Origin of the sequence: Psychrobacillus sp. FSL W7-1493 (assembly GCF_038004905.1) — a bacterium.
Taxonomy (GTDB): domain Bacteria; phylum Bacillota; class Bacilli; order Bacillales_A; family Planococcaceae; genus Psychrobacillus.
Genome location: NZ_JBBOSB010000001.1, coordinates 2933713 through 2952517, shown reverse-complemented (window position 1 = coordinate 2952517; position 18805 = coordinate 2933713). Strand labels below are relative to the sequence as shown.

The following is an 18805-nucleotide window of genomic DNA, read 5'->3' as shown; positions in this document are numbered from 1 at the left end:
TGATTATGAAGTGGACCATTACAAAAAAAATGTGGTTGGGCTTCTCTGCAATTATCCTAGTGATGGTTGTTATTTCTTACTTTAGCAGCCTAGCATCGCAAACTACCACGAGTCAATACAGGGAAATCCTAGAGGTTGATAGTGTTAACGTGAGAATTATCCAGGACATTAAGATGGCTCAAAATGAGACTACAGAAAACCTTTATGATTTTTTATTGACGAAAACGGATGCTTCTAGAAAGAACGTGCGTGTTCATTTGGAGGATGAAAAGAAGCTGATGGAAGACCTTAAAAAAGGACTGAAATCTGATGAGTCGCTACCGTACATTGAGGACTATGAAAGAAAATACAAGATGTTTGTGGAAGCAAATGAAAAGCTAATTTCCAATCAAGTACTCATTGATCCATCTCAAATAAACACGTTAACAAAAGATGTTAAAACGATTAATGATAATATGATTTCTTTGCTAGATAAAATTGATGAGCAGGTTCAGCAGGATATGAATGCTACTGTTGGTGAGCTTTTGGATTACGAGCGCATTGCTATCATTTTTGTTATGTCTATTACAATTGTTGGAGCTGTCCTTGGAATAATCATTGCACTTTTAATCGGAAGAAGTGTTGCACGTCCGATTAAGCGTGTGACTTCCGGTCTGACAGAAATTGCAGGGGGCAATCTACATGTAGAGCCAATTCTTATTAAAAACAAAGATGAGGCTGGGGAAATGGCCACGGCATTTAACAAAATGTCAGCGGACCTCCGTATGATTGTTTCGAATGTACAGGAAACGTCTATGCAGCTTGCAGCTAATGCGGAAGAATTATCAGCCAGTTCAGAGGAAAGTTTAGCGAGCTCACAAATGGTAGCAAGCTCAGCTCATGAGCAAATGGCTAGCAGTGAACAGCAGGTACTCCATATGACAACTTCTATGGAAGGGATGTCGGAGCTTTCACAAGGAGTGAATGAAATTGCCTCTAGTAATGGCGAGATGCTTAATTCTGCTAATAATGTTGGAATGCTTGTAAAACAGGGATCTGATGTGATTGAGGCGGTGGCACAACAGATGAGCACTATTCATGAGACGTTTAATGAAACAGCAACCAATATGAGAGATATGGAGAAGCATTCTAATGATATTCAAGGTATTACTACTCTTATTACACAAATCTCAGAGCAAACAAATCTGCTTGCATTAAACGCTGCGATTGAAGCAGCTCGAGCTGGAGAATATGGAAAAGGATTCGCGGTCGTTGCAGACGAGGTACGAAAGCTTGCAGAGCAATCCAAAAATGCTGCATCTGAAATTGCTGAAATGGTTGGAGTCATCCAGGGAGCTACTGGAAATGCAGTAGTGGCCATCACTGCGGGAGAAGGCAAGGTTAAAGAAGGATTAGCGAAAACAAAAGAGTCCTTACGTGTGTTTGAGAATATTGAATCGGCCGTAGTAGAGGTAGGTTTTAAAGTGGAAACAGTTTCAGCTTCAATTGAGCAAATACAGGCAATTGCCCGAACGGTAACCGAGGGTTCAAGAGAGGTGCAAAGGCTTGCGGAGATCGTAGCTCAAGGGGCAACAGATACAAGCTCCGCTACAGAGCAGCAGCTTGCATCTAATAGTGAAATTACGTCTAATGCTCAATCTCTAGCAAATTTAGCAGAAAAATTACAAGATAATATAAGTCATTTTAAAATGTAGGTATAAAGGTTCTATACTTAATTTAAAAAGTGTAGAACTTTTTTATGCCATTAGGAATAAATATGTACATTTATCTATGTCAAAATACCTTATAAAGAGTATAATTATAGAGGTGCATTTTACTCATGTATGAAAATAATTACGGAAAAGGAGTTCCAAAATGAAATTATCAATTTCTAAAAAAATGTGGTTCGGGTTTTCATTTGTTTTACTTTTATTAGTTTTAATAAGTGTTATTTCTATTTTTACTTCTTATGACCTTGCAAATAAGTATAAAGATATTATTGATAAGGATATTGAAAAGATTAATTTAGTATCAGAAATTGAAGTAATTCAAAAGGATATGGCCACTGCTATTCTAGAGTTCGTTATGTTCGGTTCAGATGAGGCTGTCCAAAAATTTGATCAAGAAATAGAAAAGGGATCAGTCGCAGCTCGTGCTTTAATAGAATCTGTAAAGGATGAAGAGTCACAAAAGTTATTAAAGGACCTTCAAACAGAGACTGTACAGCTTTTTGAATCAAATGATAAAATAATCAAATTGAAAAAAAGTAATCAACCTTTTGAACAATATGCAGCAAAGTCAAGCGAACTTAACGGCAATGCTTTGGCAATTTTGGGTGAGTTAAAACAAATTCAACAAGATAATATGCTAAAAACTAGAGAAGAGTTAAATACATATAATGATAAAATTAATATATTTATAATTATATTGGCAATAGCAAGTATTATTATAGGTATACTCGTTTCTTATTTCATCAGTAAAGGTATTTCTAACCCAATTCGCAAGGTGACAGAAGGATTAGAGGAAATTGCAAGTGGTAACCTGAAAGTAGAACCAATTGTTATTAAAAATAAAGACGAAGTTGGGGCAATGGCAACTACCTTTAATAAAATGACAAGTGATTTACAGCGTATCGTTTCTAATGTTCGTGATTCGTCTATGCAGCTTGCTGCTAATGCGGAAGAGTTGTCTGCAAGCTCGGAGGAAAGCCTAGCCTCTTCTCAAATGGTTGCTAAATCGGCTGAGGAGCAAATGGCAGCAAGTGAAGAGCAAGTAAAGCATGTAGAAGACTCTGTGAGATCTATGTCCGAAATGCAACAAGGCGTCTCAGACATCTCACAAAACAACAAAGAGATGCTGGAAGCAACAGATGGTGTGAAAAAGCTGGTAACCAAAGGCTCTACAGTGGTATCTGGAGTAGCGAGTCAAATGAATACGATTCATGAAACATTCAAAGAAACAACAGAAATTATGAATAACATGGCTAAGCATTCCAATGAAATACAGTCCATTACAGCTTTAATCACGGATATCTCAGAGCAAACGAATTTACTAGCGCTAAACGCTGCGATTGAAGCAGCCCGTGCAGGGGAATATGGAAAAGGCTTCGCAGTAGTTGCAGAGGAAGTACGCAAGCTTGCTGAGCAATCCAAAAACTCTGCTTCTGAGATCGAATCTATGGTTAAACTCATCCAGTCCGCATCATCTGAGGCAGTTAAAGCAATCACAACAGGTGGAGACAAGGTAGAGGATGGTCTTTCTAAGACAACTGAATCATTAGACGTGTTCAATGAAATTGAGTCCAGTGTAGAAGAAGTTGCAGTGAAAGTTGCAACAGTTACTACCGCAATTGAACATATTAAGGAAATGAGTAGCTCAGTAACAGCAAGCGCACAACAGGTAGAAAACTTGGCAAACCATGCAGCAGAGGGAGCAAGTGATACGAGTGCAGCTACCGAGCAGCAATTAGCAGCAACCGAAGAAATTTCAACAAACGCACAAACATTGGCGACTCTTGCAGAAAAACTGCAAAGTGAAGTAAGCCATTTTAAAATCTAATAAATCGGGTTAACCCATAAAGAAGGCATTGTCACATATTGTGACGATGTCTTTTTTTGTAGAAATAAAAATTGGAGAAGGGATATAGAGAAGTCGCCAAGTGTAGGGTCTATGGCGGAAGTTCTACACTGATCGGGTGATATGTTGCGGGAAATAGGGAAAGAGTTGCGGAAATCAGTTGAAGTGTTGCGGAAATCGGGCAAAGTGTTGCGCCAACGGGAGAAAGTATTGCGGGAAATAAAAGTGTTGCGGGAAATAGGGAAAGAGTTGCGGAAATCAGTTGAAGTGTTGCGGAAATCGGACAAAGTGTTGCACCAATGGGAGGAAGTATTGCGGGAAATAAAAGTGTTGCAGGAAATAGGGGAAGAGTTGCGCAAATCAGCGAAGTGTTGCAGCAATCGGACAAAATGTTATTGCGCCAACGTAAGTAAGTGTTGCAGGAGAAAGAGCCACTGGCAAGTTAGGGAATGTTACATAGAAGTAAAGTAATTACAGTGTTACTTAATAGGAAAAATATTTTTTATCTCCCCTCTTCTTTTATCAAATCCCCACCCATATGCCTCTCACAATCATGTTATGTATAAACAAATTTCAAAATAATTTTTCCTTATACAAAATGCGATATATCGCTATTGTAAGCGATTACAATATAAATGAATATTCGAAACTAACAGAAAATTTAAAGAAATACGGTTGACTCTAAGGTTTATAGGGGTTATGATATCTTCAATATATTAAATATTGCAAGAAAACTCACATAGTAATTTTAACAGGTATTTACGATTTTTGCATAGGCAAACGCGTTGAAGCGGTAAAGTATAGGGGCGATAAAATATGAGAAGTGACATGATTAAAAAGGGTGTAGATCGAGCCCCACATCGTAGCTTACTTTACGCTACGGGGGTAAAAACAAGAGACTTGGATAAGCCGTTTATCGGTGTGTGTAACTCGTATATCGATATTATTCCTGGCCATATGCATCTAAATAAGTTTGCAGAGGTTGTAAAGGATGCCATTCGAGAGGCGGGAGGTATTCCATTCGAATTCAACACGATTGGTGTAGATGATGGAATCGCAATGGGGCATATTGGAATGCGATATTCGCTTCCAAGTCGAGAGCTAATAGCCGATTCAGCAGAAACGGTTATCAATGCCCACTGGTTTGACGGAGTCTTTTATATTCCGAACTGTGACAAGATAACCCCAGGAATGCTAATGGCAGCTGTAAGAACGAATGTCCCATCGGTTTTCGTGTCAGGCGGACCAATGGAGGCGGGTGTTTCTGCAGATGGTAAGCAGCTTTCCCTTACTTCCGTCTTTGAAGGAGTCGGCTCGTATAAGTCGGGCTCGATGACTGCAGAACAGCTGTTAGACATCGAACAAAACGCTTGTCCCACCTGTGGCTCATGCTCCGGGATGTTCACGGCAAACTCTATGAACTCTTTAATGGAAATGCTAGGTGTTACGCTACCGGGCAATGGAACGATTGTTGCTACATCGGATGAGAGACACCAACTGATTCGAGAGGCGGCAAAGCATCTTGTCCGGATGGTCAAGGAGGATGTGAAGCCTCGAGATTTGATTACGAAGGAAACGATCGATGATGCATTTGCACTTGATATGGCAATGGGCGGATCGACAAATACAGTGTTACATACGTTAGCAATCGCTCACGAGGCAGAAATCGAGTATAACGTAAGTGAAATAAATGAAGTAGCTAAGCGAATTCCATATTTATCGAAAATCATGCCGGCATCTGATTACTCCATGCATGATGTCCACTTAGCTGGAGGAGTCAGCGCGATTATAAAAGAGCTTTGTGAAATACCTGGAGCGGTTCATCCAGATCGTCTAACGATTACCGGTAAATCACTCTATGAAAATGTGAAAGACTGCGAGATTAAAAATGAGCAGGTGATTCGAAGAAAAGAAAATCCTTATAGTCCTGTTGGCGGTCTGTCTGTCTTATTTGGAAACATTGCCCCAGAAGGCGGTGTCATAAAGGTTGGTGCAGTTGATCCATCTATAAAGGAGTTTACTGGAGAGGCAATCGTCTTTGATTCGCAGGAGGCTTCCCAGGAAGCAATTGATAATGGAACGGTCAGAGAAGGTCACGTAGTCGTTATTCGCTACGAGGGTCCAAGAGGTGGTCCGGGAATGCCAGAAATGCTGGCACCGACATCGGCGATTCAAGGTCGAGGCTTAGGCACAAAGGTTGCCCTCATTACAGATGGAAGGTTCTCAGGTGCTTCCCGAGGAATTTCTATCGGACATATCTCTCCAGAGGCTGCTGATGGAGGACCGATTGCTTTAGTAGAAAATGGCGACATAATCGCGATTGATCTTATTAATAGAACGATAGAGTTACAGGTGAGTGAGGAAGAGCTCGTTAGAAGAAGAGCAGATTTACAACCATTTGAACCAAAGATTAAAAAAGGATATTTAGCAAGGTATTCCAAGCTCGTTACATCTGCAAGTACAGGTGGCGTGATGAAAATATAAATATTGCTGTAAATCTATGATGAGGTAAAAGTTAAAGGAATTTTGTATTCACAGAGAGCCGGTAGTGCTGGGAGCCGGCAATACAACCTTTAGCGACATCCCCTCGGAGTGAGGTGTTGAACGGGATTATCCCTTTTAGATACTTCCGGGTGTAGTAATAAGCTACTCTCGTTAAAAATGGACGTTCGATGCTATGTCGTTTGTCTGCGAGGTAGCGGTTGCGCTACGAATTAGGGTGGTACCATGAAAAGAATTTCATCCCTATACAAAAGAACGATGGTTTCTTTGTGTGGGAGGAAATTCTTTTCTTTTTTATTAGATAAAAACTGGACGATTTGAGGAAGAGGAGGAATGATGATGAAGTTAACTGTAGAAGCGGAGCAATTGTTAGAGGAGCCGGCGACCAGTATAGCTGTCCCGGAAAAGAATGGTGCAGACGTGTTTATCGAGACGCTAAAAAAGCACCAGGTGGAAGTAGTATTTGGATATCCAGGTGGTGCCGTCTTACCAATTTATGATGCACTTCATAAAAACCCGATTAAGCATATTCTTGCCCGTCATGAGCAAGGAGCAATACATGCAGCAGAAGGATATGCACGAGTGTCTGGGAAAGTCGGAGTGGTGATTGCAACCTCTGGCCCTGGTGCTACAAACGTGGTGACAGGGATTGCAGATGCAATGATGGATTCGATTCCATTAGTCGTATTTACTGGCCAGGTCGCCACAACCGTTATCGGAACAGATGCCTTCCAGGAGGCAGACATCATTGGAATCACACAACCAATTACGAAACACAATTATCAAGTAAAGGATGTAGCGGATTTCCCAAGAATTATGAATGAAGCATTTCACATTGCTTCCACAGGTCGTCCAGGACCAGTAGTCGTCGATATACCTAAAAATATAGCAACAGGTATTTTCACCCCAAGGGAAGGGGAAACGGAAGCAGTTAATTTACCAGGCTATCAGCCAACTACTACGCCGAACTTCCTGCAAATTCAGAAGGCTGCTCAGGCAATCTCTACCGCAAAGCAACCATTAATACTAGCGGGAGCAGGAGTGCTGTTTGCAAACGCCTCAGAACAATTGAAGGACCTAGCGGAAAAATACCAAATACCGATTACAAATACGCTACTAGGGCTAGGTAGTATCGAGGGAACACATCCTTTGTTTCTAGGAATGGCCGGTATGCACGGGACATACACAGCGAATATGGCCATCCAAACATGCGACCTACTCATTAATATAGGAGCAAGATTCGATGACCGTTTAACAGGGAATTTAAATTACTTTGCTCCAAACGCTAAAGTAATTCATATCGATATAGATCCAGCGGAAATCGGTAAAAACGTACCAACCGAAATACCGATTGTGGCAGACGCAAAAGAGGCATTAGAGGCCCTGCTCCACCAAAATGCACCAAATGGCAACACGGCAGCTTGGCTAGAGAGCTTAAAGGTCAATCAAGAGCAATACCCATTACACTATGATGCAAGTGGAGAGAGGGGTCTGCTTCCTCAGCAGGTTTTAGAACTAGTGCAGGAATACACAAATGGAGAGGCAGTTGTGACAACTGATGTCGGGCAGCATCAAATGTGGACAGCGCAGTATTACAAGTTCCAAAAGCCGCACAATTGGGTGACCTCAGGTGGTCTAGGGACAATGGGATTTGGCTTCCCAGCAGCGATTGGAGCTCAAATAGCTAAGCCGGATGCGAAGGTGGTATCCATCGTTGGAGATGCTGGATTCCAAATGACACTTCAGGAGCTCTCGTTACTCCAAGAAATGCGTATACCGGTAAAGGTCATTATTTTAAACAATCAGGCACTCGGTATGGTTCGACAGTGGCAGGAGACTTTTCACGGAGAACGTTATTCTCACTCCTTAATCCCGGTACAGCCAGATTTTATCAAGCTCGCAGCTGCCTACGATATTAAGGGATATAGAATCGAGACATATGAAGAGGCAAAGGTGCAATTAAAAGAAGCACTTGAGTCGGATGAGCCAGTGTTGATCGATTGCCGAGTAGTCCAAAAGGAAAGTGTCCTTCCAATGGTTGTCCCGGGCACAGCATTACACGAAATGATCGGGGTGAAGCCAGAATGAAACGAATCATTACTGTCACGGTCATCAATCAAAGTGGAGTGCTTAATCGCGTGACTGGTCTCCTGATGAAGCGTCAATTCAATATTGAGAGCATCACAGTAGGTCACACCGAACAGCCCCAAATTTCTAAAATGACCTTTGTCGTTAACGTAGAAGATGAACAGAAGCTTGAACAGCTGTTAAAGCAGCTTCAAAAACAAGTAGACGTGCTGAAGGTAAATGATATTACAGAAAAATCAATAGTAGTAAGAGAGCTCGCGTTAGTAAAGGTCGTATCTCCACCGTCTGGAAGAGCAGAAATCAATAGTTTAGTAGAGCCATTCCGAGCATCTACCATTGATACAGGAAAAAATGTAGTGACATTTCAGGTTACTGGAAACCCAGAAAAAATAGATGCGTTCATCGAGCTCGTCAAGCCTTATGGCATTAAAGAATTAACAAGAACCGGTGTTACAGCCTTTGTAAGAGAAACACAAAAGGCCGCAAATGCACCTTATCTTTCTATATTGCAATAACAAAACAAACAATTTGAGGAGGAAATGAAAATGGCGAAAATGTATTATAACGGGGATATCAATGAAGGATCTTTAAAGGAAAAAACAATTGCAATCATCGGGTACGGATCACAAGGTCATGCACATGCACAAAACTTAAAGGATTCAGGCTTTAACGTTATTGTAGGAATTCGTGCTGGAAAATCATTTGACCAGGCAAAAGAAGATGGGCAAGACGTTTACTCTGTACAAGAGGCTGCAGAAAAAGCAGACGTAATCATGATTTTATTGCCAGATGAACGACAAAAAGCAGTGTATGAGGCAGAAATTGAAGCTGCTTTAACAGCGGGCAAGGCGTTAGTATTCGCTCACGGCTTTAATATTCACTTCGACCAAATCGTTCCTCCATCAGACGTGGATGTATTTTTAGTAGCTCCAAAGGGACCAGGGCATTTAGTACGCCGTACATTTGAGTCTGGAGCAGGTGTACCTGGATTATTTGCGGTATATCAAGATGCAACTGGGCAAGCAAAAGATTTAGCTTTGGCTTATGCAAAAGGTATTGGAGCTGCTCGTGCTGGAGTATTAGAAACAACTTTCAAGGAAGAAACAGAAACAGATCTATTCGGAGAGCAAGCAGTGCTTTGCGGCAGTACAACAGCAATCGTAAAAGCAGGCTTCGAAACATTAGTAGAAGCAGGCTACCAGCCAGAACTTGCTTACTTTGAAACGTTACATGAGTTAAAGCTTATCGTTGACCTTATGTACGAGGGAGGAATGGCAACGATGCGCTCTTCCATTTCTGACACAGCGGAGTGGGGAGATTTCGTTTCCGGTCCACGCATCATTGATTCGTCCGTAAAGGATCGCATGAAGGAAGTTTTAACTGATATTCAAAATGGTAAGTTCGCTAAGGAATGGATTGAAGAAAATGAAACAGGCCGTCCAAAATACAATGCCATCAAACAAGCAGAGGCAGAGCACCCAATCGAAACGGTAGGTGCACAGCTAAGAGAAATGATGCCATTTATCAATGAAGGAAAAAAAGCGAAGAAGGAAGTGGTGACGAGTGGCCAAAATTGATATTTTCGACACTACGCTAAGAGACGGGGAACAGTCTGCGGGCATTAACTTAAACACTCATGAAAAGCTGGAGATTGCTCGTCAATTAGAAAAGTACGGCGTTTCAATTATCGAGGCAGGCTTTCCTGCTTCGTCACCTGGTGACTTCAATGCAGTTCAGCAAATAGCGAACACCGTTAAAAACTCAGTCGTAACAGGTCTCGCTCGTTCGATCAAAAGCGATATTGAAACGTCCTGGGAGGCATTAAGAGGAGGGGTTCAGCCTCATCTTCATACATTTATCGCTACATCGCCAATCCATATGCAATACAAGCTCAACAAAACACCGGAGCAGGTTATAGAAATCGCAGTAGAGTCAGTGAAGCTAGCACGTAAATACTTTCCATTAGTGCAATGGTCTGCAGAGGATGCAACACGATCTGACAAGGATTTTCTAGTTCGTATTATCAATGAAGTCATTAAAGCCGGAGCTACAACGATCAATATCCCAGATACAGTAGGCTATGCAACACCGATTGAATATGGTGCTTTATTTAGATATTTGTCTGAGAACGTAACTGGTATTGAGAAAGTTAAGCTTTCTGCACATTGTCATGATGATCTAGGTCTTGCCGTTTCGAACACACTTGCAGCTATTGAAAATGGAGCGACACAGGTAGAGGGCACGATCAATGGAATCGGTGAACGTGCAGGAAACGCGGCCTTAGAAGAGGTCGCAGTCGCATTGCATATTCGAAGCGATTATTACCAAGCGGAATCAGGCATCGTTCTGAAGGAAACTAAGCGTACGAGTCAGCTAGTAAGTAAGCTTACAGGAGTCGTCATTCAGCCGAACAAAGCAGTCGTCGGAAAAAATGCCTTTGCTCATGAATCCGGCATTCATCAGGATGGGATGCTCAAAAACCCTGAAACATATGAAATCATTACTCCAGAGCTAATTGGAGATGTCGCAACCGAGCTAGTGCTTGGTAAGCATTCCGGTCGTCACGCTTTCTTTAGTCGTGCAGTGCAAATGGGCTTCCAGTTAAGCGATGAAAAGCTAAATGCAGCCTTTAATGCATTTAAGAAGCTAGCGGATCGTAAAAAGGAAATATCCGATGAGGATCTATTTGTTTTATTGACAGATCAGCAAGTAAGCAGTGGAGAAGTTGAGGTTTACGAATTAGAGGAACTAGTCATTAACTACGAAAACAATGTACCGACTGCATCCATCACAGTGAAGATGCCAACTGGTGAGAGTAGGACCTCAAAAGGCAACGGCTCTGGTGCGGTAGAGGCCATCTTTAACACATTAGAAAAGCTAGTAAATGGAGAGGTAAGAATTTTGGATTATCGGGTTTCCTCTGTTTCAAAAGGGCGAGATGCTCTAGGTGAGGCAGTGATCAATCTATCGTATAACGGAGCAACCTCTTCCGGAAGAAATGCATCGCAGGATGTACTTAAGGCATCTGCGAGAGCGTATATCAATGCAGTCAATCGACAACTAATGAATGCACATTATAAAGAGCGTGTAGCAGTCATTCAATAAATAAAACAATGGGAGTGAATGGGATGGAAAAAACAATAACGGTATTACCTGGTGATGGAATCGGTCCTGAGGTTACGGAGGCAGCGGTAAAGGTGCTTCAAACAATTGCAAAGCGATATAATCATACATTTAATCTGCAATTTGCGTTAATCGGCGGAGCAGCAATTGATGCTTGTCAAAATCCACTGCCAGAAGAAACGATCAGCTTATGCAGTGATAGTGATGCCATCCTATTAGGTGCGGTAGGTGGACCTAAATGGGATCAAAACCCATCTCATTTACGCCCTGAAAAAGGTTTATTGGCAATCCGTAAGCACTTCGGACTTTATGCGAATATTCGTCCAGTGAAGGCTATTCCAGCTCTACTAGATTCTTCTCCACTTAAAAAGGAAATCGCTGAAAATGTTGACATGGTAATTGTTCGAGAGCTTACTGGCGGCTTATATTTTGCAGAGCCTCGTAAGAAAACGAAAGATTATGCATTGGACACTTTAGTCTACACTCGCTCTGAAATTGAGCGAATTGTAGACACGGCATTCCAGCTTGCCCGGAGCCGAAGAGGTAAGCTAGCCTCTGTAGACAAAGCAAATGTACTGGATTCCAGCAAACTATGGAGAGAGATTGTGGAAGAGAAAAAACAAGGCTATCCGGACGTTGAGGTAGAGCATATGCTAGTCGATTCAACTGCGATGAAGCTTATCACAAAGCCTGGTGCTTTTGATGTCATCGTAACGGAAAACATGTTTGGAGATATTTTAAGCGATGAAGCGTCTGTGATCACCGGCTCACTAGGAATGCTACCATCTGCGAGCACTCGTGGCGATGGCTTCGGTCTTTATGAACCGGTACATGGCTCTGCACCAGATATTGCAGGTCAAAACAAAGCGAACCCTGCTGCCTGCATCCTATCTGCTGCCATGATGATCCGTGAGGCTTTCCAAATGGAAACAGAGGCTGCAGCTATCGAAGAAGCGGTATTTAATGTACTAAACGACGGTTACTTTACAGGAGACTTGCAGACGAACGGGAAGCGAGTTCTATCCACAAGTGAATGGACTGACAAGGTGTTAGATGAATTAGACTCAGAATTTGTTTCAGAAAGCATTATGTATTCATACGTATAAAAGGAGAGGGACTAAATGGCAAAAACGATTATCGAGAAAATTTGGGATGAACATATTGTATACGAAGAAGAGGGGAAACCAGACCTTCTCTATATCGACCTTCATTTGCTTCACGAGGTAACGTCTCCCCAGGCGTTTGAGGGCTTGCGCTTAAATAATCGTAAAGTACGCCGCCCAGACCTTTGCTTCGCAACGATGGATCATAATGTGCCAACGAGAAATCAAAAAGAAATTAAAGATGAAATTGCTCGTAAACAAATTAATACGTTACAGCAAAACTGTGATGAGTTCGGAGTTCCTTTAGCAAATATCGGACATCCAGACCAAGGAATTGTTCACATTATCGGCCCAGAGCTAGGCTTAACGCAGCCCGGTAAAACAATCGTGTGTGGAGATAGTCATACCTCCACACACGGTGCCTTTGGTGCCATCGCATTTGGTATCGGTACAAGTGAGGTAGAGCATGTTTTATCGACTCAAACTCTTTGGCAGGCTAAACCAAAAACAATGCAAATTAAAGTGAATGGCGAGCTAGGCATAGGAGTAACAGCAAAAGATATTATCCTAGCTATCATCGCCAAGTTCGGAATTGATATGGGAACTGGCTACATCGTGGAATATACCGGAGAAGCTATTCGGAAACTCACGATGGAGGAGCGCATGACCATCTGTAATATGTCGATTGAAGCAGGAGCGAGAGCAGGTTTGATTAGCCCAGACGAGACAACAGTCGAGTTTTTACGAGGCAGAGAATACGTCCCAACAGGTGAAGCATTTGAACAGGAAGCTTCACGCTGGCTAGCCTTGGCGTCTGATCCAGAAGCTACTTACGACAAAACAGTGGAAATCGATGCAGATGAAATTGAGCCATTTGTCACTTGGGGAACAAACCCTTCGATGGGCTCTGGAGTGTCCCAAAGCATTCCGTATATAACAGACTTCCAAGATGCTTCCGATCAGCAGGCACATGAAAAAGCACTTACGTATATGGGACTGCAAGAAGGTATGCCATTGACGGATATTCGAATTAGTAATGTCTTTATCGGTTCTTGTACGAACGCTCGCTTAAGCGACCTGCGCAACGCAGCAAAAATAATAGAGGGGCGCACTGTTCATCCAAACGTCAAAGCTATAGTAGTACCAGGCTCGCAAACCGTGAAGAAGCAAGCGGAAGAGGAAGGCATCGACCAAATCTTCAAGGCAGCAGGCTTCGAATGGCGTGAATCCGGTTGTAGTATGTGTCTAGCGATGAATGATGACATCGTTCCCGCTGGAGAGCATTGTGCATCCACATCTAATCGTAACTTTGAAGGCAGACAAGGAGCAGGAGCGCGAACTCATCTTATGAGTCCAGCTATGGCAGCTGCTGCAGCTATCGAAGGACATATTGTAGACGTTCGAAAATTTCAACTAGTGCCTGCTTAAGGAGGAAAAAACATGGAGCCCATCAATGAAATTAATAGTATCGTTACACCTTTAAATAGAAAAAACGTTGACACAGACCAAATTATTTCCAAAGAGTTTCTTAAAAGAATCGAGCGCACAGGATTCGGAAAATATCTTTTCTACCATTGGCGCTTCGATGCAGAAGGAAACGAACGTCCAGATTTTATCCTAAATGACGAGCGTTATAAGGAATCCACTATTCTAGTGGCTCATGAAAACTTTGGATGCGGCTCCTCACGTGAGCATGCCCCATGGGCGATCCTGGACTATGGCTTCCGTGTCGTCATCGCACCAAGCTTTGCGGATATCTTCTACAACAACTGCATGAAAAACGGCATTCTTCCTATTAAATTATCAGTAGAGGAAGTGGAAGCCATCTTAAGTAAAGAAAATTACTCAATAGAAGTAAATTTAGAGGAGCAAACAATAGTGGGTGAGGATGGAGTCTCGTATTCATTCCCAATCGATCCCTACCAAAAGAAGATGCTTCTAAACGGCTGGGACGAAATCTCATTAACCTTCCAATACGAAGACCATATCAAAGCTTATGAGGAAAAGAAGTTTGCCGCTGTATAAATAGAAAGCCACTAATCGAAGCGGATTAGTGGCTTTTATAGTGTAAAGGATTAGGTACAGACTTGAGAAAGGAAGAATGCATTGTCAAAGCAATGGCAGTAGAAGTATATAGCCGAGCGGAGAGATTTATGACCGTTCAGAGAGAAGTATAACCGTTCGCGGAGATTTATGACCGTTCGGAGAAAAATATAACCGTTCGAGGAAGATTTATAACCGTTCACAGAAATATATGACCGGTAAGGAAGATACGAGTAGTATAACGTGGAGGTCATTCTCCAAAACTAATATCAGTGCAATGTTTTCCTACAATAAAGAGTAGTTGACTTAAGTAGGTAATTAAAATATAATTACTTACGAAAAGTAACTTAAAAAGAGGAGCTAATAAATTATGAAATTCCATCAAAAACCATCTACATATGTAGAACTAGTCGAGTTAAAAGTAACTGACCTAGAGCAATCACTTAAATTTTACGAAGAAGTAATAGGGTTTAAGGTATTAGATAGACAAGGGAATAAAGTATGGCTAACTGCTGATGGCAAAACAGCTTTGATATCTATTGAGCAGCCTGAAAATGTAATACCTAAGCAGCCAAAAACGACGGGACTTTATCATTTTGCATTATTATTGCCAAGTCGCGAGGATTTAGGAGCTGTATTAAGATTCTTTGCGGAAAATGGAATTCGAATTGGTGCAGGAGATCATCTAGTTAGTGAAGCACTGTATTTAAATGATCCAGATGGGAATGGGATTGAAATTTATAGTGATCGACCAGAAACAGAATGGAATTGGGAAAAGGGTGCAGTTGCCATGGACACTTTAGCAATTGATGCGCAAGCTATTTTAGCTGCGGGGGCAAACACCGAGTGGAATGGTTTACCGAAAGAAACAGTGATGGGGCATATACATTTACAAGTGGTGAATATAGAAGAAGCACAAGATTTTTATGAGCTATTGGGATTTGAAGTAGTTACTCCTTACCCTGGTGCATTATTTATGTCCACTGGAAAGTACCATCACCATATTGGCTTGAACACTTGGGCTGGAGCTGGAGCACACCCTGCATCTGAGGATATGTCAGGATTAGAGGCGTTCCATATTATTTATCCTTCTATAGAAGAAAGAGACACAGCGGTAAAGAATTTGCGTGAAAAAAATATTTCTGTTCTAGAAGAGAACGAGATCTTCTACACAAAAGACCCATCTGAAAATATAATAAAAATGGTAGTAAAATAAAGCTATATTAAAGATTAGGGTTGAGTCATAATGCATAATTCTCTAAGTCAGAAAGTAGAATTGATTTCCGCGCCAGCCGTACGCTTTCCGCGGGGTGAGCGATAAGCCATCACCCATCGCTAGCGCGCGTGGTTGTGATGGCTTATCTGTCTCACTCATCCTGCTGCATAGCTATCAAGTTAAGAAGTTTATAAAAACCCTCGAGGTTGGTATAGAAAACTAACCAACAGGAGGTGCTTCACATGAAAAAAACAGATTTAGACGAATGGAAACTCTTAATGGAACAATTGTATAAACTATTTTCCCCAGATAAGTTGGATTGTTGGGCCAAAGAATCAGGATGGATCAAACGAAAACGAAAGCTTGATGCGTATTCATTTCTCCACATCCTTCTTTATCATTGCGGAAACCTGGCCGGCAGTTCGCTACGCGAGCTCAGCCTGTCATTAGAAGAAACCTGTCATATTTCTATGACTCCAGAGGCAATAAACCAACGTTTAAATAAAGAATTAATCGTATTTCTAAAAAAGTGTTTGGAACATTTTATACAAGTGGAGTTAAATTATCAGTTGCCGATCAGTGACGAACTACGAAAATTTTGTGAGAGGATCCGTATAATAGACGCGACCATCCATTCCCTTCCTTCGGATTTGAAGGAGACTTTTCCTGGCGTCTATCGAGCCGAATTAAAATGCCAACTGGAGTATGAATTCCTGACAGGACAGTTCATATTGGCTGACTGGATGAACGGAAAGGAAAACGATTCTCTATATGGGAAGAATCGATTAGAGACGGTCTCACCTGGCGATTTATTTCTACAAGACTTGGGTTATTTCCATCTACCCACCTTCCAAAAAATTGATGAGTCCGGGGGCTATTTCGTCTCTAGAGTTCGACCAGATTGTTCTATCTATACAGGGAATCCCAACCCTCGTTACCATGCCGATGGCAGGGTCGTCAAATCCTCTTTTTATCAGAAGGAATCTTTGGCAGAGCACCTGGAACAAATGGAGCGTGGCTCCGTAAGGGAATGGGAGGAAGTTTATGTGGGGTATGACTATAAATTCCCTACCCGTTTAATTTTGTATCGCCATACAGAGGAACAAGATAAAAGTGATCAGTATAAACGTAAACATTCACGTTACCAGACAAAGGAGCACGTAAGAGCGCTAGATGGGGCGACGATTATTATGACAAACCTCCCGGATACTATCCCAGCTGAGAAAGTGATGGACCTTTACCGATTGCGCTGGCAGATCGAGTTATTGTTTAAAGGATGGAAATCTAATTTCCCGACCACTTTTTATAAACAGATAAAGGAAGAACGTGTCCTATGTCATTTTTTCGCTCATTTATTATTGTTTCTAATCACAACTACAACAACTTATCAGGCACGTTTATTCTTGCTAGAGAAATCTAGAATAGAGATAAGCATTCAAAAGGGCATCTCAGTTGCACTACGCTTTATTCGCTTGATGTTTGAAAGCATAAAAAAATACACCAAGCTTACCAATGGGGTACTGAAAAGGTTTCATGGTGCTCTTTGTAAACATGCATTGAAAACAAAAGGGCCACCTGAAAAGGATCCATTGATTATACTCGGTGCAAATTACAGTTAGTATTCTATGCCCTGTATAGAAAGAAATTAAACTTACATTTTTTGGTTAAACCAAAAAGTGTTAATTTCATATGGTCTAATTTTCAAAAATACCAGTTCATATGAGAGTGAATGACGTAAATTTTTCTTAACTTGATAGCTATGTCATCCTGCTGGAGTCGCCGTCTGTCGCTCCAATCAATAAATGGAGACGAATTTATTTTCATCTTCAAGCTCTATTTAGGAATAAAAAAATCGATAAAAATAACTCTAACCCATTTCATAATTTATTTATGTTCAGAATAGTCATTTGAATTATCCCATTCGTAATCTTTAGAGTCCCTTTTTAAAATAAATCTAAAAATCAACCCATAACTTTAACATAGTCTAAAACAAAGGAAATGCCTCCCATTCTTAGATGGAGGCATTTTTTCTTATGTTCCAAATGCAATAAAAAAAGACTGGAACAAACTCCAGTCTTCTTCCTCATTTTATAATGCCTTCAGCATTCCACCATCAATTACTAGGCTTTGGCCTGTCATATAAGTATTTGCCTCAGAGCATAAAAACGTGATGACTTTTGCAAATTCAGCAGGCTCTCCATATCTGCCCATCGGAATGATTTGTTTAAACCCTTCTCGAACCTCTTCTACGGTTATCTCACGCTTCTTTGCTGCAATTTCATCTAGCTCTGTTACGCGATCTGTTTGAATGCGCCCTGGTCCAACGGTATTAATCAAAATATTATCCTTGCCATATTCTCTTGCAATACTTTTAGACAAACCAACCATACCCAATCGGAAGGTATTCGACAAAATTAGACCATCTAATACTTCTTTAGTAGAAGACGACGAAATGTTTACTATTCTACCGAATTTTTGTGCTTGCATGAATGGAATAGCTTGTCGAATGGTACGTATATAGCTAAGGAGATTTTTTTCAAATGCATCCATCCAGTCTTGGTCGGTTACTTGTCCGAATCCTCCTGGAGATGGGCCACCAGCATTATTGACTAAAATGTCTACTCCACCAAGCTTAGTTTCTGCTTCTTTAAATAATTGAGCAATATCCTCTTCCTTCGTAACGTCACAAACGGTGTAGAAGATATTTGGATTGGAACTATGTTGTTTAATGTCCTCCATGGTTACCTTTAATTCTTCTTCATTGCGACTAGAGATAAGCACCTTTGCTCCTTCTTGTGCAAACTGTAAAGCGGTTGCTTTTCCTAAGCCCTTACTTGATGCCGTCACTATAACACGTTTATTTTGGAGGCCTAAGTCCATTGAAGCGCTCAACCCTTTCTTTTCTTATTTATAAGTATATCTTACATTTAATATTCAGATTTGTCAGTGTAAATGATTATCCTTCGATATGATCGTCATTATTTGTTTAAACAGCAGCCTCCAAAGAGAGATTTATACGCTGTTTTAATTTGTTAAATATTTTATTCCTCCTACTTTATAACTACCTATTTTTTTAGTATGCAGAGATGAATAAAATTATTCGTTTTGTCCTAAAAACAGATTAAGAGAAGATTTCACAGATTTTACATCTATATTTAGCGAAGAAACCATCGAC

General features: G+C 41.2%; 13 protein-coding genes. 12 read left to right on the top strand and 1 reads right to left on the bottom strand.

Going from position 1 to position 18805, the window contains the following annotated elements:
• Nucleotides 1–5 precede the first annotated feature (5 nt).
• From MKX96_RS14885 to MKX96_RS14830, 12 genes are all read left to right on the top strand, one after another.
• Complete coding sequence (locus MKX96_RS14885) at nt 6–1694, top strand: methyl-accepting chemotaxis protein (RefSeq protein ID WP_340884715.1); 1689 nt, start codon at nt 6–8, stop codon at nt 1692–1694.
• A 160-nt stretch (nt 1695–1854) separates the two neighbouring features.
• Entirely contained in the window at nt 1855–3537 is a 1683-nt protein-coding gene (locus MKX96_RS14880; protein ID WP_340884713.1) for a methyl-accepting chemotaxis protein, read from the top strand.
• A gap of 834 nt (nt 3538–4371) precedes the next feature.
• On the top strand, nt 4372–6039 hold the full coding sequence (gene ilvD, locus MKX96_RS14875) for a dihydroxy-acid dehydratase (protein ID WP_169358833.1): 1668 nt from the start codon (nt 4372–4374) through the stop codon (nt 6037–6039).
• Between the two features lie 357 nt (nt 6040–6396).
• Nucleotides 6397–8145, top strand: a complete 1749-nt coding sequence (gene ilvB / locus MKX96_RS14870) for a biosynthetic-type acetolactate synthase large subunit (RefSeq protein WP_445678218.1) — start codon at nt 6397–6399, stop codon at nt 8143–8145.
• Nucleotides 8142–8660: an acetolactate synthase small subunit gene (ilvN, locus tag MKX96_RS14865; RefSeq protein WP_340884707.1), complete on the top strand. Its 519-nt coding sequence runs from the start codon at nt 8142–8144 to the stop codon at nt 8658–8660. Before ilvB ends, ilvN begins: the two co-directional genes overlap by 4 nt.
• Nucleotides 8661–8684: 24 nt before the next feature.
• Entirely contained in the window at nt 8685–9722 is a 1038-nt protein-coding gene (ilvC, locus tag MKX96_RS14860; RefSeq protein ID WP_340884703.1) for a ketol-acid reductoisomerase, read from the top strand.
• A complete protein-coding gene (locus MKX96_RS14855; protein WP_340884701.1) occupies nt 9709–11250 on the top strand; it encodes a 2-isopropylmalate synthase in 1542 nt (513 codons plus the stop codon). Before ilvC ends, MKX96_RS14855 begins: the two co-directional genes overlap by 14 nt.
• Nucleotides 11251–11273: 23 nt before the next feature.
• Nucleotides 11274–12374, top strand: a complete 1101-nt coding sequence (gene leuB, locus MKX96_RS14850; protein WP_340884698.1) for a 3-isopropylmalate dehydrogenase — start codon at nt 11274–11276, stop codon at nt 12372–12374.
• Between the two features lie 15 nt (nt 12375–12389).
• Nucleotides 12390–13799: a 3-isopropylmalate dehydratase large subunit gene (gene leuC, locus MKX96_RS14845; protein ID WP_340884695.1), complete on the top strand. Its 1410-nt coding sequence runs from the start codon at nt 12390–12392 to the stop codon at nt 13797–13799.
• A 12-nt stretch (nt 13800–13811) separates the two neighbouring features.
• A complete protein-coding gene (gene leuD / locus MKX96_RS14840) occupies nt 13812–14396 on the top strand; it encodes a 3-isopropylmalate dehydratase small subunit (protein ID WP_340884693.1) in 585 nt (194 codons plus the stop codon).
• 388 nt (nt 14397–14784) lie between these two features.
• Nucleotides 14785–15630, top strand: coding sequence for a VOC family protein (locus tag MKX96_RS14835; protein WP_340884690.1), 846 nt, complete (start codon nt 14785–14787; stop codon nt 15628–15630).
• Between the two features lie 242 nt (nt 15631–15872).
• On the top strand, nt 15873–17249 hold the full coding sequence (locus tag MKX96_RS14830) for an IS4 family transposase (protein WP_169360310.1): 1377 nt from the start codon (nt 15873–15875) through the stop codon (nt 17247–17249).
• Between the two features lie 469 nt (nt 17250–17718).
• Here MKX96_RS14830 and MKX96_RS14825 read toward each other — a convergent pair whose 3' ends face one another.
• Entirely contained in the window at nt 17719–18510 is a 792-nt protein-coding gene (locus MKX96_RS14825; RefSeq protein ID WP_340884688.1) for an SDR family oxidoreductase, read from the bottom strand.
• Nucleotides 18511–18805: the final 295 nt, after the last annotated feature.